Below are 22,856 nucleotides of genomic sequence, written 5' to 3' on the forward strand. Positions count from 1 at the left end.
GGTGCACTCAGGAGGATTCGAACCTCCGACCGCTCGGTTCGTAGCCGAGTACTCTATCCAGCTGAGCTATGAGTGCATTTGTTACCGCGCATTATAGGCCGCTAAATCTTTTTGCCAACCACTTTTTCGTTTAATTTCAACGACTTAGGCGATTCAGGCAGATTACAGCGCCCTACATGAATAATGGCGGAGAAGGGGGGATTCGAACCCCCGATACCCTTGTGAGGTATACTCCCTTAGCAGGGGAGCGCCTTCGGCCACTCGGCCACCTCTCCGCAACACGGGGCGTATAATAACCAGACCCTTCCCCGTTTGCAAACTCTTTTTTGAAAAAAACTCGATAAAAATTAATGGCTTGGTTCTTCGTCCTTCTCTTTCTTGATCCGCAGGTAGATTTCCTCGCGGTGGACGGCCACTTCTTTAGGGGCGTTCACACCGATTCGCACCTGGTTTCCTTTGACGCCGAGTACGGTCACGGTGATTTCGCCGTCGCCAATGATCAAGCTCTCGGCGCACCGACGAGTCAGAATCAACATATGTTTCTCCTCACGAAATTCAGTTCAGGGACAACAGTCTGCAAAAAAAAGGGCTTCAGCCTTTAGCCCGTGACGGCTAGCGACCTACGCCTAAGTATTGACTAGCGCGAGTAAAACGACAGATTTCTCACACCAGCCAGAAACAAGAAGGGCGCGGCTAAGCCGCGCCCTTGAGGCACTGCGTTACTCACTCTGTCGGGCGGGGGCGTCCAGCTCGAAGGCGGTGTGCAGGGCGCGTACAGCCAGCTCCAGGTACTTCTCTTCGATCACCACCGAGACCTTGATCTCGGACGTGGAGATCATCTGGATGTTGATGCTCTCCTTGGCCAGGGCTTCGAACATACGGCTGGCAACGCCCGCGTGCGAACGCATACCGACGCCGACAATCGAGACTTTAGCGATGTTGGTATCGCCCACCACTTCGCGGGCATTGAGCTCCAGCGCGGTGGTATCCAGAACCTTGTGCGCCTTGTCGTAGTCGTTGCGGTGAACGGTGAAGGTGAAGTCGGTGGTGTTATCGTGCGAAACGTTTTGCACGATCATATCGACTTCGATGTTCGCGGCACTGATCGGGCCGAGGATCTTGAAAGCAACGCCCGGGGTATCCGGTACGCCACGGATGGTCAGCTTGGCTTCATCGCGATTGAAGGCGATGCCGGAAATGATCGGCTGTTCCATGGATTCCTCTTCATCAATAGTAATGAGGGTACCCGGACCCTCCTGGAAGCTGTGCAGCACGCGCAGCGGAACGTTGTACTTGCCGGCGAACTCGACGGCACGGATTTGCAGAACCTTGGAACCGAGGCTGGCCATTTCCAGCATCTCTTCGAAGGTGATCTTGTCCAGACGCTGCGCCTGAGGCACCACACGCGGATCAGTGGTGTAGACACCATCGACGTCAGTGTAGATCTGGCACTCATCCGCCTTGAGTGCCGCCGCCAGGGCAACACCGGTGGTATCCGAACCACCACGACCGAGGGTGGTGATGTTGCCGTGCTCGTCGACACCCTGGAACCCGGCAACCACAACCACCCGGCCAGCCTTGAGGTCGCCACGGATTTTCTGGTCATCGATCTGCAGGATGCGTGCTTTGTTGTGCGCGCTGTCGGTGAGGATACGCACCTGGTTGCCGGTGTACGACACCGCAGGCACGCCTCGCTTCATCAACGCCATGGCCAACAAGGCAATGGTCACCTGCTCACCGGTGGAGACGATCACATCCAGCTCACGTGGAACTGGCTGATCACTGATCCGCTTGGCCAGGTCGATCAGGCGATTGGTTTCGCCACTCATCGCCGATAGCACAACCACCAGGTCATCGCCGGCCTCGCGGAATTTCTTGACCTTGTCGGCAACCTGCTCGATTCGCTCGACCGTGCCGACCGAAGTGCCGCCAAATTTCTGTACGATCAACGCCATTTCAAAGCCGCCTCAGCCCATGAAGGGCAACCCAATAAACATTCAATCGACACCCTGGCCCGCCACTAGACGACGGGCCAAAGGAGTCTTAAACGCCCTGTTCCACGAATGGCACGGTCAGGGCCAGCGCGCTGTCCAGCGCCGCGGTGTCAACGCCACCACCTTGCGCCATGTCCGGACGACCGCCGCCCTTGCCACCCACCGCAGCAGCGGCTTGTTTCATTAAATCACCGGCTTTGAGTTGGCCAGTCAGGTCTTTGGTTACGCCAGCAACCAGCACAACCTTTTCCTCATGGACACTGCCGAGCAGGATCACTGCGCGGCCGAGTTTGTTCTTCAGTTGATCGACCAGCGCCAGCAGCGCCTTGCCGTCCTGACCATCCAGACGTGCAGCCAGGACCTTGACGCCCTTGACTTCAACAGCCGAGTTGGACAGATCGTCACCCGCAGCGCTAGCCGCTTTGGCTTGTAATTGCTCCAGCTGTTTTTCCAGCTGGCGGTTGCGCTCCAGCACGGCGGATAGCTTGTCGATCAGGTTGTCGCGACTGCCCTTGACCAGTTGCGCGGCCTCCTTGAGCTGCTCTTCGGCAGCATTGAGGTAAGCCAGTGCCGCCTCGCCGGTGACCGCTTCGATACGGCGCACACCGGAGGCAACGCCACCTTCGCTGATGATCTTGAGCAGGCCGATATCACCGGTACGCTTGGCGTGGATACCACCACACAGCTCGACGGAGAAGTCGCCGCCCATGCTCAATACACGCACGTTGTCGCCGTACTTCTCGCCGAACAGCGCCATGGCGCCTTTCTGCTTGGCGGTTTCGATATCGGTCTCTTCGGTTTGCACCTCGGAGTTCTTGCGCACTTCGCGGTTGACGATGTCTTCCAGCGCTTTGAGCTGCTCTGGCTTGACCGCCTCGAAGTGGCTGAAGTCAAAACGCAGACGCTGGCTGTCGACCAGCGAGCCTTTCTGTTGGACGTGATCGCCGAGCACCTGACGCAATGCTGCGTGCAGCAAGTGAGTGGCGGAGTGGTTCAGCGACGTGGCGTGCTGAACATCAGCATCGACCTTGGCCTGAACCTGCGCGCCAACCACCAGGCTACCGCTGGCAACAATACCGTGGTGCAGGAAAGCACCGCCGGTCTTGGTGGTGTCGCGCACATCGAAGCGCACGTTGCCAGCCTGCAGGTAACCGGTATCACCGACCTGGCCGCCGGACTCGGCGTAGAACGGCGTGCGATCGAGGATCACTACGCCCTGCTCGCCTTCCGCCAGCTGCTCAACGACTTTGCCATCTTTATAGAGGGCAACAATATTGGCTGGTCCTTCGGTGTTGGTGTAACCGGTGAACTCGGTGGCCACATCGACCTTGACCAGGGTGTTGTAGTCCAGGCCGAAGGCGCTGGCGGAACGCGCGCGCTCACGCTGCGCTTCCATCTCGCGCTCGAAACCTGCTTCGTCGATGGTCAGCTCGCGCTCGCGAGCGATGTCGGCGGTCAGGTCCATCGGGAAGCCGTAGGTGTCGTAGAGTTTGAACACCACGTCACCCGGAACCACACTGCCCTTGAGCTCAGCCAAGTCCTGCTCGAGGATTTTCAGGCCTTGCTCGAGGGTCTTGGCGAACTGTTCTTCTTCAGCCTTGAGCACACGCTCGATGTTGGCTTGTTGCTGCTTGAGCTCGGGGAAGGCTTCGCCCATCTCGGCAGCCAGCGCCGCAACAATCTTGTAGAAGAAGCTGCCTGTGGCACCCAGCTTGTTGCCATGACGGCAGGCGCGACGAATGATCCGACGCAGCACGTAACCACGGCCTTCGTTGGAGGGCAGCACACCATCGGCAATCAGGAAGCCACAGGAACGGATGTGGTCGGAAACCACTTTGAGCGAAGACTGTTCTTCGTTCTTGCAGCCGATGGCGGCGGCAGAAGCGTCGAGCAGACTGCGGAACAGGTCGATCTCATAGTTCGAGTGCACGTGCTGCATGACCGCACTGATGCGCTCAAGGCCCATGCCGGTATCCACCGACGGTGCTGGCAGCGGGTGCAGCACGCCATCGGCAGTACGGTTGAACTGCATGAAAACGTTGTTCCAGATCTCGATGTAACGGTCGCCGTCTTCTTCTGGCGAGCCGGGCGGGCCACCCCAGATGTCAGGGCCGTGGTCGTAGAAGATCTCGGTGCATGGACCGCACGGGCCAGTATCGCCCATGGTCCAGAAGTTGTCGGACGCGTACGGCGCGCCTTTGTTGTCGCCAATACGCACCATGCGCTCGGCCGGAACGCCGATCTCCTGGGTCCAGATGTCGTAGGCCTCATCGTCGCTGGCGTAGACGGTAACCCAGAGCTTTTCTTCCGGCAGCCCCAGCACCTTGGTCAGGAAGGTCCAGGCGTAGGTGATGGCGTCCTTCTTGAAGTAATCACCGAAGCTGAAGTTACCCAGCATTTCGAAGAAGGTGTGGTGACGGGCGGTGTAGCCGACGTTTTCCAGGTCGCTGTTCTTGCCACCGGCGCGCACGCACTTCTGGCTGCTGGTTGCGCGGGTGTAGGCGCGCTTTTCCTGGCCAAGGAAGCAGTCCTTGAACTGGTTCATCCCCGCGTTGGTGAACAGCAGGGTCGGGTCATTGCCCGGAATCAAGGAGCTGGAGGCAACTCGGGTATGTCCCTGCTCTTCGAAGAAGCGAAGGAAGGCTTCACGGATTTCTGCGCTTTTCATAGGTTCTTCCACGGAAACGGCGGCCCTGGGGCAAATGCTTGCGTCAAATTGACGAAACGACGGCAAAGGGCCGCATTATATCGGGCCTTAGGCTTGGGTGCAGTGTGTTTATGCTATAGAAACCGTCAATTGGACGGCTTGCAACGACATTCACAGACAAAAGCGCTAAAAACCTCCGTCGCCGCACACGCCTGAGCTACCTAGGCCAGGTTTACATGCTGATACGTTATTACTGGGGGCGTATAAAGCAATTGGCAAGGTTTCCCGGATGAAATTTCATTCATCCGGGAAATAATCGTTAGCAGCCTATACGTTGGCCTGACAGGTGTGCTAATAATTCCCCGCCACCGGAATCCGGTGGCAACGTTCTCAGGGCGGGGTGCAATTCCCCACCGGCGGTAATTGCGCCCATTGCGCATAGCCCGCGAGCGCTTGCAGGCGTGTCTTGCAAGGTCAGCAGACCCGGTGTGATTCCGGGGCCGACGGTCATAGTCCGGATAAAGAGAGAACGGGATAGGCACGTCTGCGCCTGTCGTTGCGCACCTGCGTGACGAAGTCCCCTTCGATCCAACTGCCCTGTTTCCCATACAAACAGGAGTCCGTTTCAATGCAACCTACCGCAATCGATAGCAAAAACCCTTCCCACGAGCGCATCGCGTTTATCCAGGCCTGCTGGCACAAGGATATCGTCGACCAGGCACGCAAGGCCTTTGTCGAGGAAATGGGGGTTTTGGGCTATCAGGCCAGTGATATCGATTTCTTTGAAGTCGGTGGCGCCTTCGAAATCCCGTTGCATGCCAAACTGCTGGCCCGTAGCGGCCGCTATGCCGGCATCGTCGCCGCCGGTCTGGTGGTCGATGGTGGCCTGTACCGTCATGAGTTCGTCGCCCAGTCGGTGATCAGCGGCCTGATGCAGGTTCAGCTGGAAACCGAAGTGCCGGTGTTCTCGGTGGTACTGACCCCACACCACTTCCATGCTGGCGATGAACACCAGAATTTCTACTTCGAGCATTTCCTGGTCAAGGGTGCAGAAGCTGCGAAGACTTGCGCCGATACGCTGCAGAAGTTGCGCGCATTGCGTCGCAATGAAATGCCGCATAAACGCGTAGGGTGACAGCAACCCTGTGGGAGCCAGCGAGGCCGGCTCCCACAACATCAATCAATTCCCCCCAGTACTGGCCATCAGGCCAACTGGTCGGGCGTAGTCGGCACGATCAGAATCCCCGCGCGCAAGCCATTTTTGACCTTGGGGTTGGGGAAGATGATGCGAGCGCCCTCCTCCTCGACAATCCAGCGCGTGCTGCTCAAGTCTTCAGCCAGCAGATAGCCCTTGGACAATTCCGAGAAATTCTCGATGTCCGCCGGCAGGTGCAGGTGGAAGCTATCGCTGTGCTTGATGATCTCGCGCGCCACGCTAAACAGCTGCAAGCCATCCAGCGCCTCGGGGACTTCAGGCTCGTCGCCTTCGATGATCTGCTTCAGGCGAGTTTCCAGGCGCTCAAGGTTGACCTGCTCGTTCTGTCCAAAAGGACGCGCTTTACCCAGCTCCAGGGTGAAGGCTTCAGCATCAAGCGTTTCGTAGGTGAAGGCGGTGAAGGTGACGGATGTCTTGCTTTGCAGCAACACCGCTTCCATCCCTGCCGCGTGCAGGCGTGCCAGTTCGCGGCGCGAATGCTGGCGACCTTCCTTGTATGGATACAGGGCGAACTGCTCGATCTTCGAGCCTCGAATGGCGGTGTGCAGGTCGTAGTGCAACCGGGCACGCCCGGGAACACTGAAAAAGGTGCTAGCTAAACGCTCCAGCTCGCAAGCACGCAAGGCCTCCGAGCCACTGGACAGCTCGTGCCGACCGTTGAACAGACGATTGACGTCCTGCTCGATGTAACGCTCACCCTTGCGAATCGCTTCAGGATTGCCGAACAGGAACAGAATCCGCGCTCGCGGCTTGATCTCGCCCCTGGCAATGCCGTGCAGCAGCTCGTCGAGCAACTCGATCGGCGCGGTTTCATTGCCATGGATGCCTGCCGACAACAGCAGGTCCATCCCGTTGTCACGTGCCTCAGGGGGACGCACTTCAAGTGCCCCCTCGCCAAACCAGCGCATGCGCACGCCGTCGACAGTCAACTGGGTCTTCTCTGCCGGTTCACGACCGGCCAGGGTCAGTTCGAGCAGTTTGCCGAGGGCGAGCATGGGCTATTCCTTAGTGATGGTGGCCGCAATCAGGACCATGAACGTGATCATCATCGTCGCCAGCATCAGCGGGTTCCATTTCCAGCTGCAGGCTGACCAGGTTGGTCGCCAGCGGGCGCAGTAACAAGTTGGCGTATTCGGCATCGTCTTCTTCGACATCAACGCCGATCAGCAACTGACCACGGCCATCTTGCTGAATCCATACCTCCTTGCCTTGCCAGACCACGGCGAAGCGGGTGCAGGAAGTTTCCAGCTGGGTACCATCGTCATCTTCAAGGATCAGCTGCAGGGCGTCAGACATAGTCGAATTCTCTTTCAAGGTTGGAGTTGGAACGGATAGACCGAGCCCAGTTTGAGGATCTGGGTCAGTTCATCCAGTGCCGCACGACATTCCTGCAACAGTTGCGGGTCCGCCAGGTCGGTTTCGCTCAGGCGGTCGCGGTAGTGCTTGTCGACCCATTGGATCAAGGTGTCGTACAGCGAAGCCGTCATGATAACCCCTGGATTGACCGCTGCCAGTTCAGTTTCGTTGAGTGCGACGCGCAACCGCAGGCAGGCTGGGCCACCGCCGTTCTGCATGCTCTGCTTGAGGTCGAAGACCTTGACCTCGGCCACCGGGCCGCCTTGACCGGTCAAGGCCGACAAGTAAGCCCAGACCCGCTCGTTGTTGCGGCACTCTTCCGGCACGATCAGCAACATCGAGCCGTCGGCACGGGACAGCAGCTGGCTGTTGAACAGGTACGAACGCACCGCATCCTCTACCGTCACCGCCGAGCGTGGCACACAAATCGCCTTGAAGTTGCCACCCCGTTTAGCCAGTTTAGCTTGCAGTTGGCCAAGCATCGCCTCGGTCTCGAGGAAGGCGTCTTCGTGGTAGAACAGCACCTCGCCGTTACCGACCGAAATCACATCATTGTGAAACACGCCCTGATCGATCACGGCCGGGTTCTGCTGGGCAAACACCACGCCCTCCTCGCTCAGGCCATGCAGCCGGGCAACTGCCTGAGAGGCTTCCAGGGTTTGGCGTGCAGGGTATTTCTGTGGCGCGGGGTATCGGCTGTCGAAGGCACTGCGACCATAAACGAAGAACTCCACCCCAGCCTCACCATAACTGCGGCAGAAGCGCGTGTGGTTGGCGGCGCCTTCATCACCGAACTGCGCCACCGCTGGCAGCGCGGCATGATGAGCGAAGTGCTTGCTGTCAGCGAACATCGCCCCCAGCACCCGGCTGGTGGTCGGGTGCTCAATGCTGCGGTGATACTTGCAATTGAGGTTGGCGGCGGTGAAATGCACGCGACCATCGGCAGTATCAGCACTTGGGCTGACCGTGGCCGCGTTGGCGACCCACATGCTCGACGCCGAGCAGCTGGCGACCAGTAGCGGCATGGCCTCTTTGGCAGCACGCTGGATAACCTCTGCATCGCTGCCGCAGAAGCCCAGACAGCGCAACGCACCCACGTCCGGACGCTCCTGCGGCGCCAGCACGCCTTGCTGAAAGCCCATCTCCATCAACGCCTTCATTTTCGCCAGGCCCTGACGCGCCGCTTCGCGCGGGTTGGAGCCCTGCTGGCTGTTGCTTTGCGAGGCAACGTTGCCGTAGGACAGCCCGCCGTAGTTATGCGTCGGTCCTACCAGACCATCAAAATTCACTTCAAACGATTTCATCGGCAAGGCTCCGTGGACCTTTTGTTATAGGACGACACCTGGCGTCAACGTGGCGGGCAGGGTCAGGCTGGCGGTCTCCAGCGAGGCTACCGGGTAAGCGCAGTAGTCAGCCGCGTAGTAAGCACTGGCGCGGTGGTTGCCGCTTGCACCCACACCACCAAACGGCGCGCTACTGGCAGCACCGGTCAGTTGCTTGTTCCAGTTGACGATGCCCGCACGGCTTTGCAGCCAGAAGTACTGGTAGCGCGCATGGGAGTCGGACAGCAAACCGGCGGCAAGGCCATACTGGGTGTTGTTGGCCTCGGCAATCGCTGCATCAAAGTCGCTATAGCGAATGACCTGCAGCAGCGGGCCGAAGAATTCTTCGTCGGGGCGATTGGCCACGGCGGTGACATCGACGATGCCAGGGGTCAGCAAGGCCGCATTGGCTTGTGGCTGGGTCATGCTCAGCAGCGCCACACCGCCGTTGCCCAGCAATTGTGCCTGGGCGTCGAGCAACGCCTTGGCTGCAGCCAGGGAAATGACCGAACCCATGAACGGTGCCGGCTGCTGATCAAAGGCACCGACAGCGAGGTTTTTGCACACTTCGACCAGACGCTGGAGCAGCGCGTCGCCCCACGCACCTTGCGGTACCAGCAGGCGGCGAGCACAGGTGCAACGCTGGCCAGCGGAAATGAACGCCGACTGGATGATGGTGTAGACCGCAGCCTCCAGGTCCTTGACCTCATCGACCACCAGCGGGTTGTTGCCGCCCATTTCCAACGCCAGGATCTTGTCCGGGCGTCCGGCAAATTGCTGGTGCAAGAGGTTGCCGGTACGGCTGGAGCCGGTAAAGAACAAGCCATCGATGCCCGGATTGGCGGCGAGTGCCACGCCAGTTTCACGTGCTCCCTGGACCAGGTTCAGTACACCAGCCGGCAGGCCGGCCTCGATCCAGCACTTGACCGTCAGCTCTGCAACCTTGGGAGTCAGCTCGCTAGGTTTGAACACCACGGTGTTACCGGCCAGCAAGGCCGGAACGATATGGCCATTCGGCAAGTGACCCGGGAAGTTATAGGGACCAAATACGGCTACCACACCGTGGGGCTTGTGACGCAGCACGGCGGTGGCATCAGCCAGCGGGGCGCTTTTCTCACCGGTACGCTCGCGGTAGCTCTGTACCGAGATGGCGACCTTGTTGACCATGCTGGTCACTTCGGTGGCCGCTTCCCACAGCGGTTTGCCGGTTTCTTCACCGATGCAGTGGGCCAGTTCCTCGGCGTTGGCTTTTAGCGCAGCAGCAAAGGCCTCAAGGACACTGATGCGTGCCTCCAGCGATTGCAGGGCCCAAGCAGCAAATGCCTGGCGCGCAGCCTCGACCGCGCTATCGACTTGCTCGGCGCTGGCACCTTGGCCTTGCCAGATAACTTTTTGGCTGACCGGGTCCAGCGATTGCAGTGCTTCGCCCTGCCCTGCCTGCCAGCTGCCAGCGATAAAGTGAGTCGTCATTATTTGGCCTCCCGGGCAGCAGACAGCGGTACGGCACGCACCTGATCACCGGCACTCAAGCGCAGGCGTTTTGCGGTCAACGGGTCGACCACCAGGGTACCGGCCGCCAGACGCGCGGGCGCTGCAGTGATGCGGCACTCTTCGCGCTTACGGTTATGGATGATGAATGGCGTGGCGTCGTCGCCTGGGGTGCCGACGGCCAACACCAGCGCCTGACTGTCATGCACCGCACGGATCTTGGCGGTTTCACATTCCACTGCCGGGCCCGCGTCGAAGATGTCGACATAGCCCTGGTAGCTGAAACCTTCACTCTTGAGCATCGCCAGGGCTGGCTCGGTATCGGTGTGGACGCGACCAATCACGCCACGCGCCGCCTCGGAGAGGAAGCAGGTGTACAGCGGAAACTTGGGCATCAGCTCGGCGATGAAGGCCTTGTTACCGACACCGGTAAGGTAGTCGGCCTGGCTGAACTCCATTTTGAAGAAGTGCCGCCCCAGGCTTTCCCAGAACGGCGAACGGCCCGCCTCATCAGACATGCCGCGCATCTCGGCAATGATCTTGTTGCCGAACAGTTCGGAAAACTCGGCGATGAACAGCAGGCGCGCCTTGGCCAGCAGGCGGCCATTGAGGCCGCTGCGATAATCGCTGCGCAGGAACAATGAACACAGCTCGGAATTGCCGGTCAGGTCGTTGGCCAGAAACAGCGTCGGAATCTCACGGTAGATATTCAGCTCTTGAGAAGCGCTGACCGTCAGGCCGACCCGGTAGTTGTACCAAGGCTCACGCAAGCCGACGGCACCGGCAATAGCGGAAATACCCACCACCACACCGTCGTCGTTTTCCAACACGAACAGGTAATCGGCATCGCCACGCTCAGCTTCGCCACGGAAGGTCTTCTCGGCCCAGCCGACCCGGTGCGCCAGGCGTTCTTCGTTGGCTGGCAAGGTGGTCAAGCCAGTGGTGCCGGTACTGCGGGCCAATTCGATCAGCGCCGGTAAATCGCTGCTGCGGACGGGACGAACGATCATGCTATCTCCTCGGGCGGCGGCCTTTGGCCTGCCGCGAAACTCGACCTGGGGTGCGCGGTTATCGAACCGCAGGGATCAAACCGCGACCAGGCGCACGCTGGCGCCCTCACCGACGCCCAGGGCTTCGGCGGCTTCAAGACTCAGGGTAACCGGCTTGCCAGGCACCCAATCCAGCTCCAACAGCACAGCACGGTAGTCCTGCAGTTGGCCGTTGCAGACCAGGTACGGACGCCCGCCCTTGACTACAGTACTGTCGAGCTTGACCGGCACCACACGGCTCTGGGCAATCGAGCGGATGCTCGAGACCCGTGCATGCAAGGTCGGGCCACCGTCGAAAATATCGATGTAGTGATCGGTCTCGAAGCCTTCGCGCATGAGGATGTCGAAAGTAATCTGCGCGCGCGGATGAACCTGGCCCATGGCCTCTTGCGCGGCGTCCGGCAGCAGGGGTACATAGATCGGGTAGTGCGGCATCAATTCGGCCAGGAAGGTCCGGCTCTTGAGGCCGCACAGGCGCTCGGCCTCGGCGTAGTTGAGGTCGAAAAAATTGCGCCCGATGGCGTCCCAGAACGGCGAATCACCGTTCTCGTCGCTGTAACCGACAATTTCGGTCACCACCGAATCGGCGAAACGCTCCGGGTGAGCCGCCATGAACAGCAAACGGCCACGGGAGTTAAGCTCCGACCACCCGCTGCCAACCAACTCTGGCAGCACATAGAAGCTGGTCAGCAGGCTATTGCCCGTCAGGTCATGGCACTGCGAAAGCACGTGGATCTTGTTATGGATCTTCAGCTCGCGCGAAGCATGCACAAAGGTCTCGTTACGAAAGCTGTAGAACGGCTCGGAATAGCCGGCCGAAGCAACGATGGCAGAGCAGCCGACCAGCTTGCCAGTGTCACTGTCTTCAAGAACAAAGAAATAGCTTTCTTCGCCGTTGAAACTGACTTCAGCAGCGAAGGAGGTTTCCGAGGCGGTAATCTTGTCGCTGAGGCGACCGGCATCATCCGGCAAGGATGTGACACCAATGGGGCTGTCCGCGGCTAGACGCTGCACTTCACCCAGATCAGCCATTTGCGCGGGGCGCATCACCAGCATGGTGTCACTCCTTTCGGGAAAACAAGCCAGCCACTGCCGGCAGAGAAAAAAAGCATGCGCCCGTGAGCACATACTCTGAAATTCGGTTTCACCGACCCCGCAGGGCCGGTGAAAGAACCTCAGGCGCGAATCAGGCCTGGGTCAGTTTTGCTGCGGCACGCTCGAAACGGTCCAGGCCTTCGTCGATGTCAGCTTCTTCAACCACCAGACTCGGGGCGAAACGCACTACATCGGGACCGGCCTGAAGCACCATCAGGTTTTCTTTCTCGGCGGCGTTCAACACGTCCTTGGCTTTACCTTTCCAGGCATCGGTCAACACACAACCGATCAGCAGACCCACGCCACGAACCTGGCTGAACAAGCCGTATTGCTGACCGATCTTCTCCAGGCGCGCCTTGAAGCGCTCGTGCTTGGCCTTGACGCCAGCCAGCACTTCAGGGGTGTTGACCACATCCAGCACGGCATTGGCCACGGCGCACGCCAGGGGGTTACCGCCGTAGGTGGTACCGTGAGTACCAACGGTCAGGTGCTTGGCCAGCGCTTCGGTGGTCAGCATGGCGCCGATCGGGAAGCCGCCGCCCAGGCTCTTGGCACTGGAGAGGATGTCTGGGGTGACACCGTAATGCATGTAGGCGAACAGCTCGCCGGTACGGCCAACGCCGGTCTGCACTTCGTCAAAGATCAGCAGCGCGTTGTGCTTGTCGCACAGCTCGCGAGCGCCTTGCAGGTAGGCAACATCGGCTGGCACCACGCCGCTTTCGCCCTGGATCGGCTCGATCACCACCGCACAGGTCTTGTCGGAGATCTGCGCCTTCAGCGCTTCCAGATCGTTGTATGGCACATGGCTGATACCGGTGATCTTCGGCCCGAAGCCATCGGAATACTTCGGCTGGCCGCCGACGCTTACGGTGAACAAGGTGCGACCGTGGAAGCTGTTAACGGTGGCGATGATTTCGTGCTTTTCCGGACCGAAACGATCGTGGGCAACACGACGGGCCAGTTTGAACGCCGCTTCGTTGGCTTCGGCGCCGGAGTTGCAGAAGAACGCCCGCTCGGCGAAGGTCGCATCAACCAGCTTGTGCGCCAGCTGCAGGGCGGGTTCGTTGGTGAACACGTTGGACACGTGCCACAGTTTATTGGCCTGCTCGGTCAAGGCGCCAACCAGCGCCGGGTGAGCATGCCCCAAGACGTTCACAGCAATCCCGCCGGCGAAGTCGATCAGCTCGCGGCCCGACTGATCCCAGACTCGGGAGCCCGCACCACGAACGGGGATAAAGGCCGCCGGTGCGTAATTGGGGACCATTACCTGATCAAAATCGGCGCGTTGCACCGGAGCTTGCGGAGCGGACATCGGAGTCTCCTGAAGAGGAACGCCTGCCTGAAGCTGGCGAGCGATGGGGGGATTGTAAGGACAGATTGGCGCCTGACCTTGCCGCCAAGCGACAACTTCTTATAGCGCCAAACCCTGTTTTACCAAGGCTTACGGCAATGCGACAAATAGGGTCGCAAAGGCGCAGTTTAAACGCTGTGCAGATGCGGCGGGGAGATTCTGTACGGACGAGGAATTGACTGGATCAACCGCTGGGCCAGCCCGCCCAACCCGATCTGTGTGGGCGCTGGCCTTGCCAGCGATGCAGACACCGCGCAACACCTCAAACCGCGCCGATTTCGTCGCCAGCAAGGCTGGCCCCTACAATGCGCAGCTCAACCGCGCTCGGCGGGCACCGAGGACAATTCGAACGGACTGCTGCTTCGTCGCTGGTTGCGATCTTCGCGCGGCGTTGCGCCAAAGAAGTTGCGGTATGCGCTGGAAAAGTGCGGCCCCGAGGAAAAGCCACAGGACAAGCCGATCTGAATAATCGATTTGCTGGTCTGCATCAACATCTGCCGCGCCTTGTTCAAGCGCAGTTCCAGGTAGTACTGACTCGGCACTCGGTTGAGGTACTGCTTGAAGATCCGCTCCAACTGCCGCCGCGACACACAGACATGCTGGGCGATTTCATCGGTGGTCAGCGGCTCTTCAATATTGGCCTCCATCAGCAACACGGCCTGGGTCAGTTTTGGATGACTCGAGCCCAGACGATTCTGCAGCGGAATACGCTGACGCTCACCGCCTTCGCGAATCCGCTCGACCACCAATTCCTCGGACACCGCCCCGGCCAACTCAGCACCGTGGTCACGCGCCAGCACCGCCAGCAATAGATCGATCACCGACATCCCGCCACAGGCGGTCAAGCGATCGCGATCCCAGTCGAACAGATGACTGGTGGCAATGACCTTGGGGAAACGCTCGGCAAAATCATCCTGCCAACGCCAGTGCACCGCCGCCCGGTAGCCGTCGAGCAAGCCCAACTGCGCCAAGGGATAAACCCCCGCCGACAAGCCACCGACCACACACCCGGCGCGGGCCAGTTGTTTGAGCGCGCTGGCCAGGTTCGAGGCCACAGCCTGAGGCGGCTCATCAGCCAGCAAAAACAGCTTCTGACAACCCTCCAGACGCCCCGCCCACGGCTCGCCCGGCAAGCGCCAAGCGCCTTCGACGGCGGGCTCAGCCTGCAGGAACGACAATTCGTAAACCACCTCGGGATGAACCTTCTGGGCAACTCGCAAAACCTCTTCGGCCAGCGCCAGGGTCAACGCTTTGGTGCTGGGCCAGATGAGAAAACCGATGCGCTGGGTGGTCATTGAGTGCGGTCCGGAACCTGAGAAGGGTCAACAAGATAGAGCCTGGTCATGCTGCGATGAATTCGCAGCATGACCCATTTTGGTGCGCAACAGCAATTTTACTTCAAGCTGCCCGACAGGAACTGCTGCAGACGTTCGGACTGCGGATTGACCAATACCTCACGCGGGTTGCCGCTCTCTTCCACTAACCCTTTGTGCAGGAATACCAACTGGTTCGAGACCTCACGGGCAAAACCCATTTCGTGGGTGACCACGACCATGGTCCGGCCTTCCTGGGCCAGGGCCTGCATGACTTTTAGCACATCACCGACCAACTCCGGATCGAGTGCCGAAGTCGGCTCGTCGAACAGCATGACTTCCGGCTCCATCGCCAGCGCGCGGGCAATCGCCACACGCTGCTGCTCACCACCCGACATATGCCCAGGATAGGCGTCCTTGCGATGGGACACACCGACCTTGGCCAAGTAATGCTCGGCTTTTTCCAGGGCATCTTTTTTCGACATGCCCAGCACGTGCACCGGCGCCTCGATGATGTTTTCCAGCGCCGTCATGTGCGACCACAGGTTGAAGTGCTGGAACACCATCGACAGGCGCGAACGCATGCGCTGCAACTGCTTGGGATCGGCGGCCTTGAGCGCGCCGTCCTTGTTGGCCACCAGCTTGAGTTCTTCGTTGTTGAGCAGGATCTTGCCCGCGTGCGGCTGCTCAAGCAGGTTGATGCAGCGCAGGAAGGTACTTTTTCCCGAACCGCTGGAACCAATGATACTGATCACGTCGCCGGCCTTGGCTGCCAGGGACACGCCCTTGAGCACTTCGTGACTGCCATAGCGTTTATGCAGATCTTGGATTTCGAGTTTGTACATGCTGTCGATTCTCACAAAGCTGTCAGTCTTGAGCTAACGCTCAGGGCGAAAAAGTTGGCGCAGGCCTCAGTGCTTACGCGGCGCCAGGTAGCCGAGCCAGCGGCGCTCAGCCAGCTTGAACAGGCGCACCAGAATGAAGGTCAGGCACAGGTAGAACACGCCCGCGGTGATGTACGCCTCGAACGGCAGGTAGTACTGGGCATTGACCGTGCGCGCGGCACCGGTGATGTCGATCAGGGTGACGATCGACGCCAGACTGGTGGTCTGCAGCATCATGATCACTTCGTTGCTGTACTGCGGCAGTGCCCGGCGCAGGGCCGATGGCAGCAGGATACGGCGGTACATCTTGACCCGCGACATGCCCATCGCCTTGGCCGCCTCGATCTCGCCATGAGGCGTGGCCTTGAGGCTGCCGGCAATGATTTCTGCGGTATAGGCGCTGGTATTGATGGCAAAGGCCAGGCAGGCACAGAAGGTTGCGCTCGACAGCCATGGCCAGAGGAAACTCTCACGCACTGCTTCGAACTGGGCCAGGCCGTAGTAGATCAGAAACAGCTGCACCAGCATCGGCGTACCACGGATCACGTAGGTGTAGAGCCAGGCGATGAGGTTAACCAACGGCTGCTTGGAAACGCGCATCAACCCCAATGGAATAGCGGTCAGCAAACCAAAGAACAGCGACAGCGCCAGCAGCTTGAGGGTGGTCAGCAAACCGCCCAAGTATAGCGGCAGTGCTTCCCAGATGACGTTGTAGTCGAAAATCATAGTTCAGCCACCTTTACGCCTACCGAGTAGCGCTTCTCGAGGTAACGCAGAGCCAGCAGCGAGACGCTGGTGATCACCAGGTACAGGGCTGCGACCGCCAGGAAGAAGGTGAAAGGCTCACGAGTGGCATCCGCCGCCTGCTTGGCCTTGAACATCATGTCCTGCAGGCCGACCACTGAAATCAAGGCCGTGGCCTTGGTCAGGACCAGCCAGTTGTTGGTAAAGCCTGGAATTGCCAGGCGAATCATCTGCGGCACCATGACCCGGAAGAACACCTGCAGGCTGCTCATGCCGTAGGCCACACCAGCCTCGGCTTGCCCTTTGGGAATCGCCATGAAGGCACCGCGAAAGGTCTCCGAAAGATAGGCACCAAAAATGAAGCCCAGGGTGCCGATACCCGCCACCAGCGGGTTGAGATCAATGTAATCGTCGTAACCGAGCAGCGGCGCCACGCGGTTGAGCAGGTCCTGACCGCCGTAGAAAATCAGCAGGATCAGTACCAGGTCGGGGATCCCGCGGATCACCGTGGAATACAGGTCTCCCAGCCAGGCCAGCCAGCGCACTGGCGACAGGCGCAGGGCCACACCGATAAGGCCGAGTACAATGGCCAGGGCCATGGACGACAAGGCAAGCTGCAGCGTCAGCCACACGCCGTCGAGGATAACTGCCCCGTAGCCTTTCAACATGATGAGGTCCTCGACCTTAGGGATGAAAAAATGGTGCAAACCTCAGAGCCTCTGCTGTTTGCACCATTACACAGGTGAAACGTCGACGATTTACTTGGCTTCAGGGCCGTAGATGTCGAAGTTGAAGTACTTGTCCTGGATCTGCTTGTACTTGCCGCTGGCACGGATGGCCGCAATGGCAGCGTTGAGACGATCGAGGTTGGCCTTGTCGCCCTTGCGCACCGCAATGCCGACGCCGTCACCGAAGTACTTCACGTCGGTGAAGGATGGACCGACAAAGGCGTAGCCCTTGCCCGCGTCAGTTTTCAGGAAGCCATCTTCGAGCAGCGTAGCATCGGCGACGGTGCCATCGAGGCGACCGGCAGCAACGTCCAGGTAGATCTCGTTCTGGGTGCCGTAAGGAACGATGGTGGCGCCTTGCGGAGCCAGGACTTCCTTGGCGAAGCGGTCGTGAATCGAACCACGCTGCACACCGATCTTCTTGTCCTTGAGCTCGGCCAGGCTATCGCTGACGGCGGTACCTTCCTTCATCACCAGACGTGCTGGGGTCAGGTAGTACTTACCGGTGAAGTCCACGGACTTCTTGCGATCTTCAGTGATCGACATGGACGAGAGGATAGCGTCGATCTTGCGCACCTTCAGTGCCGGGATCAGGCCATCGAACTCTTGCTCAACCCAGGTGCACTTGACCTTCATCTCTTCGCACAGGGCGTTGCCGATATCGTAGTCAAAGCCAACGATGCTGCCATCTGGCGCTTTCGAGGCGAACGGTGGGTAGGCGGCCTCGATACCGATTTTCAGCGGTTTCTCATCAGCCAGCGATGCCAGGGAAAACACAGACAGCGCCAGGGCGCCAAGCAGTGCGAGTTTCTTCATCTGGAACTCCATCGGTAAAGGGCAATTCAAGGCAGGGCGTGACAGCTGCCCGATATGCAAATGGGTACAACGCGAGCTGCGCAGGGATCAACGAAACGTCTGACACGCCACGAGCGAGTGATCGGCATTTTAACGACAGCTCCGAAGCCGATATTTCCTCAATGCGACAACTAGTTATAGAAGCGCAGGAACATTGGGACGGAGATATTGACAGCTTTCGCGGAATATGCAAAAGCAAAAGACAAATAACCAATCAATAAAGCAATAAGCGGGCCTATTATTGGCAAAGCCTTCTAATCCGGCAAGCGTAGCGTGCCGACGCGCTACATTCGATACAGAAAATGCCCCGAAAGCGGGCGGTAATGTTTCCCTACGCCTCGTTTACGGGCAAATGCGGTGACAGAAAGGTTACCGATGATTGTCGGCGTAACAGAAAGCACAAAGCCCCACCTGAACACGTCAGGCGGGGCTTTGTGCTTTTTCCAGCGCATGCGGACTAGCTTGCCCGCCGATGCGTTTATCAGGCCGAGGCCTTGCTCATGTCCTTGTGTGTATCAATCAGGTGCTGAACCACACTTGGATCCGCCAGGGTCGAGATATCACCCAAGGCGTCGTACTCGGCGGTTGCAATCTTGCGCAGAATTCGGCGCATGATCTTGCCCGAGCGAGTCTTCGGCAGGCCTGGCGCCCACTGAATGACATCCGGTGAAGCAATCGGACCGATTTCTTTACGCACCCAGTTCTTCAACTCAAGACGCAAGGCTTCGTTCGGCTCCTCGCCACCGTTGAGGGTGACATAGACATAGATGCCCTGCCCCTTGATATCGTGCGGCACACCCACCACTGCAGCCTCGGCCACTTTCGGGTGAGCAACCATCGCGCTCTCGATCTCTGCGGTACCCATGCGATGCCCAGAGACGTTGAGCACGTCATCGACACGTCCGGTGATCCAGTAGTAACCGTCCTCGTCGCGCCGCGCGCCGTCACCGGTGAAATACATGCCGCGGAAGGTTTTGAAGTAGGTGTCGACGAAGCGGTCGTGATCGCCGTACAGCGAGCGCGACTGACCTGGCCACGAATCAAGGATCACCAGATTACCTTCAGCGGCACCATCAATGAGGTTGCCAAGGTTATCCACCAACGCTGGTACCACCCCGAAGAATGGACGCGTGGCCGAACCCGGCTTCAGCGCAGTAGCCCCTGGCAGCGGGCTGATCAGCACACCACCGGTTTCGGTCTGCCACCAGGTGTCGACAATCGGGCAACGCTCTTTGCCGACCGTCTGGTAGTACCAGTTCCAGGCCTCCGGGTTGATCGGCTCACCCACCGAACCGAGCAGACGCAGACTGGAGCCATCAGCGCCCGCCACAGCGGCCTGACCTTCAGCCATCATTGCGCGGATGGCGGTCGGCGCGGTGTAGAGAATATTGACCTTGTGCTTGTCGATGATCTTCGACACACGGGTGATGTCCGGGTAGTTCGGTACACCTTCGAACAACACTGTGGTCGCGCCGTTGGCCAGCGGGCCATAGACGATGTAGCTGTGGCCAGTCACCCAGCCGACGTCGGCGGTGCACCAGTAGACTTCACCCGGACGGTAGTCGAACACCCGCTCGTGAGTCAGCGCGGCATACACCATGTAGCCGCCAGTGGTGTGCAGCACGCCCTTGGGCTTACCGGTGGAGCCAGAGGTATAGAGGATGAACAGCGCTTCCTCGGCGCCCATTTCTTTTGGTGCGCAGTGGCTGGAGGCAACCTTCATCAGGTCTTCGTACCAGATGTCACGATGCTGGTGCCAGGCAATGTCACCACCGGTGCGCTTGCAGACGATGATCTTCTGCACGCTGGCGGTTTCCGGGTTGGTCAAGGCCAGGTCGACATTGGCTTTGAGCGGCGTGCGACGACCACCGCGCAGACCTTCGTCAGCAGTGATTACCACTTTCGACTTGCAGTCGATGATACGCCCGGCCAGCGCCTCAGGGGAGAAGCCACCAAAGACCACCGAGTGAATGGCACCGATACGGGCACAGGCCAGCATCGCCACGACCGCCTCAGGAATCATCGGCATATAGATGGTCACCACGTCACCACGATGCACGTCCTGGCCACGCAGGGCGTTGGCGAATTTGCAGACTTCTTCGTGCAATTCACGGTAGGTAATGTTGCGGTGCTCGGAAGGGTCATCGCCCTCCCAGATGATCGCGACCTGATCACCACGCTCGGCGAGATGGCGGTCCAGGCAGTTGTAGGAGACGTTCAGAGTGCCATCGGCAAACCATTTGATATCGACATGGTGATCGTCAAAGGAGGTCTGCTTGACCTTGGTGAAGGGCTTGATCCAGTCCAGGCGCTGGGCCTGCTCACGCCAAAAGCCGTCCGGGTTGATAACCGACTGCTGGTACATGGCCTTGTAGGTCGCCTCATCAGTCAGCGTAGTGGCCGCAACCTCGGGACGAACGGGATACAGGGGAGCCGCACTCATCTTTATCTACCTCGGTGTAATAGTTGTTTTTGTATGACCTCGTTGTAACTGTACCAGAGCGCATAGGCCATTCGACGTTGGTAGTAACGCCCTGCACTTTTGCACCGCTGCAATTGACCGTCAGCTCAAAACCGGGCACTAGCGCGCAGAAAAATAAAATCCGCCCCGCGCAACCCAGCGATTGTTACAGTTTTTGCCAACAGTGTTTATCAAAACGCCATCTGTTTAAGGCACTCACCCAGCCCTAAAATCCACCTCGCCAGCAACGGCACCGCGATTAACTTCTTGTTACAGCCCCCACGAAGGCCGTTAATCCCGCGATAACCCTGATAGTTGAACTTTAGTTGTACACGCGGCGCCACAAGCGCTGCGTACCCCCTTACGACCTTAGACAGGTAAATAGACAATGAAAGCTTTACTGGTATTGGCACTTGGCAGTGTTTGCAGCGTGGCGATAGCCGACGAAGTTGCAAACGGTGGCGCCGAGCAGATTCCGGTTGAACAGTACAGCTACTCGCAGCACCTGGACATCGCCAAAGTCATCTCCATGAGCGAAGTCCCGAATGTCTGCGAAGTGGTCCCAGCACGCATGACCTACGAGGATTCGCAGGGCCAGCGGCATATCCTTGAGTACCGGGTGATGGGCAACGGTTGCTCCAACGGATAATCGGCAGTTTATCTACTCGCCGCGCCTCGATCATTTGCGACCGAGGCGCGCAGTTAAAATAACTTGCTCAGCATCATTACCCAGACATAACTGTCCGCTGACAATGTTGTAATTTATACCGGCTATTCGACCGACTTGCCGACACCGTGTTCGCGCAACTTGTTGGCAATGGTTGTGTGTGAAACGCCGAGCCGTTTACCCAAGGCACGACTGCTGGGAAACTCACTCATTAGTTGCTCTAATACCGCCTTCTCGAACCGCCCGACAATATCTCCCAGCTCGCCGTCTAGAGAGAATTCTCCCAACGGTTGTCGTGCACCATAGTCTGGCAAACGAATGTGTTCGCTCTTGACCACCCCGCCATCACACAGTGATACCGCCTGAAACAATACATTCTCCAACTGACGCACGTTGCCCGGCCAGTGGTACTGACTCAGACGCTCCATCGCCGCTGGGGCGAGACGTGGCAAGGGGCAACCGATCTGCCGGCTGGCCTGATCGAGAAAGTGCTCGACCAGGGGCGCCAGGCCGTCCAGGCACTCACGCAACGGTGGAATATGCAGTGAAAGCACATTAAGGCGATGGTACAGGTCCTGACGGAACTCGCCGCGAGCGCACAGCTCGGAGAGGTCAACCTGAGTCGCGCAAATCACGCGCACATCCAGATACACCTCTTCATCGCTACCCACCCGACGGAAACAGCCATCCTGCAAAAAGCGCAGTAGCTTGACCTGCAGACGCGGGCTCATTTCACCTACGCCATCCAGAAACAGCGTGCCACCCGCCGTCAACTCCAACAGCCCCAGCTTGCCTTCAGCCCGCGCGCCCTCAAATGCGCCCGGGCCATAGCCGAACAATTCCGTCTCGGCCATCGATTCCGGCAGGCCGGCGCAATTGAGCGCCATCAATGGCGCCTGGCCGCGCGGGCTGGCCAGGTGACAGGCGCGCGCCAGCAATTCTTTGCCAGTACCGGTTTCCCCCTCGATCAACAGCGGCGCGTCCAGCGGCGCCATGCGCCGCGCCTCACGAACCACCGCCGCCATCACCCGCGAACTTTGGAAAATACTGTCGAAGCCGCGCAACTCCTGCTTACGCACGTTGTAGATGCGCTCACCAATTCGGTCAGCGCGGTGCAGCGTCAAGACCGCCCCCGCCAGTGCTTCGCTATCGTCGTGCTCTGACTGTAGCGGCGCGATGTCGGCCAGGAACACATCACCCTTGACCTTGACCCGCAGGCCATTGATCCGCGATTTGTTCGCCCGCACCAACTCCGGCAAATCGAAATCCTCGGCATAGCGCGACAACGGGATCCCCGGCACCTCATCCACACGCACCCCGAGCAGCTGCGCCGCCGCACGGTTGGCGGCAACGATAGAGCCGCCCATGTCGATCGACAACACCGGGAAATCCAGTGCCCCGAGCAAGGCATTGAGCTCCATGTGCCGCCGCTCACTCGGCATCAGACCTACGCGCTTGACGCCAAACACACCCGTGATCGATTCGAACTTGGGCCGCAGGGCCTGAAACTGCAGGTTGATCAGATTAGGACAGTGCAGATAGATGGCATTACCGTGCTCGCCACCGACCTCACCGCGGGCGACGTTGATGCCGTATTCCACCAGCAGGTTAAGGATGTCGCGCAGAATGCCGATGCGGTTCTGGCAATGCACTTTGATACGCATGAGTTGTCCTACCTATAGGCAT

19 protein-coding genes, 2 tRNA genes and 1 riboswitch are annotated in these 22,856 nt (G+C 59.2%); of the genes, 2 read left to right on the top strand and 19 right to left on the bottom strand.

Features of this window, described 5'->3' with window-relative positions; translation table 11 throughout:
• Window positions 1-2: 2 nt before the first annotated feature.
• The 5 genes from ACQRAX_RS23710 to alaS form a co-directional block, all read right to left on the bottom strand.
• Window positions 3-76, bottom strand: a tRNA-Arg gene (locus ACQRAX_RS23710).
• Between the two features lie 108 nt (window positions 77-184).
• Window positions 185-275 (bottom strand) — tRNA-Ser (locus ACQRAX_RS23715).
• A 72-nt stretch (window positions 276-347) separates the two neighbouring features.
• Window positions 348-536, bottom strand: coding sequence for a carbon storage regulator CsrA (gene csrA, locus ACQRAX_RS23720; protein ID WP_002554426.1), 189 nt, complete (start codon window positions 534-536; stop codon window positions 348-350).
• Window positions 537-719: 183 nt separating this feature from the next.
• The gene (locus ACQRAX_RS23725) at window positions 720-1,955 is read right to left on the bottom strand and encodes an aspartate kinase (RefSeq protein ID WP_412038150.1); all 1,236 of its coding nucleotides are present in this window, start codon (window positions 1,953-1,955) and stop codon (window positions 720-722) included.
• Between the two features lie 88 nt (window positions 1,956-2,043).
• Entirely contained in the window at window positions 2,044-4,662 is a 2,619-nt protein-coding gene (gene alaS / locus ACQRAX_RS23730; RefSeq protein ID WP_412038149.1) for an alanine--tRNA ligase, read from the bottom strand.
• Window positions 4,663-5,023: 361 nt separating this feature from the next.
• Window positions 5,024-5,176, top strand: a riboswitch (FMN riboswitch).
• A gap of 93 nt (window positions 5,177-5,269) precedes the next feature.
• On the opposite strand from alaS, the gene ACQRAX_RS23735 reads away from it, so the two are divergent.
• Window positions 5,270-5,776: a 6,7-dimethyl-8-ribityllumazine synthase gene (locus ACQRAX_RS23735; RefSeq protein ID WP_412038148.1), complete on the top strand. Its 507-nt coding sequence runs from the start codon at window positions 5,270-5,272 to the stop codon at window positions 5,774-5,776.
• Window positions 5,777-5,844: 68 nt separating this feature from the next.
• Here the strand turns inward: ACQRAX_RS23735 and astE are convergent, their stop codons facing one another.
• From astE to acs, 13 genes are all read right to left on the bottom strand, one after another.
• On the bottom strand, window positions 5,845-6,852 hold the full coding sequence (gene astE, locus ACQRAX_RS23740) for a succinylglutamate desuccinylase (RefSeq protein ID WP_412038147.1): 1,008 nt from the start codon (window positions 6,850-6,852) through the stop codon (window positions 5,845-5,847).
• A 10-nt stretch (window positions 6,853-6,862) separates the two neighbouring features.
• Entirely contained in the window at window positions 6,863-7,153 is a 291-nt protein-coding gene (locus ACQRAX_RS23745; protein ID WP_028944689.1) for a topoisomerase II, read from the bottom strand.
• Between the two features lie 14 nt (window positions 7,154-7,167).
• On the bottom strand, window positions 7,168-8,517 hold the full coding sequence (gene astB / locus ACQRAX_RS23750; protein WP_412038146.1) for an N-succinylarginine dihydrolase: 1,350 nt from the start codon (window positions 8,515-8,517) through the stop codon (window positions 7,168-7,170).
• 24 nt (window positions 8,518-8,541) lie between these two features.
• Window positions 8,542-10,008 (bottom strand): succinylglutamate-semialdehyde dehydrogenase, encoded by a 1,467-nt coding sequence (astD, locus tag ACQRAX_RS23755; protein ID WP_412038433.1) that lies wholly within the window; start codon window positions 10,006-10,008, stop codon window positions 8,542-8,544.
• Window positions 10,005-11,033, bottom strand: a complete 1,029-nt coding sequence (gene astA, locus ACQRAX_RS23760; RefSeq protein ID WP_412038145.1) for an arginine N-succinyltransferase — start codon at window positions 11,031-11,033, stop codon at window positions 10,005-10,007. Before astA ends, astD begins: the two co-directional genes overlap by 4 nt.
• A gap of 75 nt (window positions 11,034-11,108) precedes the next feature.
• On the bottom strand, window positions 11,109-12,128 hold the full coding sequence (aruF, locus tag ACQRAX_RS23765) for an arginine/ornithine succinyltransferase subunit alpha (RefSeq protein ID WP_412038144.1): 1,020 nt from the start codon (window positions 12,126-12,128) through the stop codon (window positions 11,109-11,111).
• 130 nt (window positions 12,129-12,258) lie between these two features.
• On the bottom strand, window positions 12,259-13,479 hold the full coding sequence (locus ACQRAX_RS23770; protein WP_412038143.1) for an aspartate aminotransferase family protein: 1,221 nt from the start codon (window positions 13,477-13,479) through the stop codon (window positions 12,259-12,261).
• 353 nt (window positions 13,480-13,832) lie between these two features.
• Window positions 13,833-14,813: a transcriptional regulator ArgR gene (gene argR, locus ACQRAX_RS23775; RefSeq protein ID WP_412038142.1), complete on the bottom strand. Its 981-nt coding sequence runs from the start codon at window positions 14,811-14,813 to the stop codon at window positions 13,833-13,835.
• A gap of 98 nt (window positions 14,814-14,911) precedes the next feature.
• A complete protein-coding gene (locus ACQRAX_RS23780) occupies window positions 14,912-15,676 on the bottom strand; it encodes an ABC transporter ATP-binding protein (RefSeq protein ID WP_412038141.1) in 765 nt (254 codons plus the stop codon).
• Between the two features lie 66 nt (window positions 15,677-15,742).
• Entirely contained in the window at window positions 15,743-16,441 is a 699-nt protein-coding gene (locus tag ACQRAX_RS23785) for an ABC transporter permease (protein WP_197876239.1), read from the bottom strand.
• A complete protein-coding gene (locus tag ACQRAX_RS23790; RefSeq protein ID WP_412038140.1) occupies window positions 16,438-17,127 on the bottom strand; it encodes an ABC transporter permease in 690 nt (229 codons plus the stop codon). The genes ACQRAX_RS23785 and ACQRAX_RS23790 overlap by 4 nt, the downstream gene beginning before the upstream one ends.
• 90 nt (window positions 17,128-17,217) lie before the next feature.
• Complete coding sequence (locus ACQRAX_RS23795; RefSeq protein ID WP_412038139.1) at window positions 17,218-18,003, bottom strand: ABC transporter substrate-binding protein; 786 nt, start codon at window positions 18,001-18,003, stop codon at window positions 17,218-17,220.
• 520 nt (window positions 18,004-18,523) lie between these two features.
• Window positions 18,524-20,485: an acetate--CoA ligase gene (gene acs, locus ACQRAX_RS23800; RefSeq protein ID WP_412038138.1), complete on the bottom strand. Its 1,962-nt coding sequence runs from the start codon at window positions 20,483-20,485 to the stop codon at window positions 18,524-18,526.
• A 406-nt stretch (window positions 20,486-20,891) separates the two neighbouring features.
• Between acs and ACQRAX_RS23805 the strand changes: the two genes are divergently transcribed.
• The gene (locus ACQRAX_RS23805; RefSeq protein WP_412038137.1) at window positions 20,892-21,152 is read left to right on the top strand and encodes a DUF2790 domain-containing protein; all 261 of its coding nucleotides are present in this window, start codon (window positions 20,892-20,894) and stop codon (window positions 21,150-21,152) included.
• A gap of 122 nt (window positions 21,153-21,274) precedes the next feature.
• On the opposite strand, the gene ACQRAX_RS23810 is transcribed toward ACQRAX_RS23805, so the two are convergent.
• Complete coding sequence (locus ACQRAX_RS23810; protein WP_412038136.1) at window positions 21,275-22,834, bottom strand: sigma-54-dependent transcriptional regulator; 1,560 nt, start codon at window positions 22,832-22,834, stop codon at window positions 21,275-21,277.
• Window positions 22,835-22,856: the final 22 nt, after the last annotated feature.

This window comes from Pseudomonas sp. UM16, assembly GCF_050312595.1.
GTDB lineage: Bacteria > Pseudomonadota > Gammaproteobacteria > Pseudomonadales > Pseudomonadaceae > Aquipseudomonas.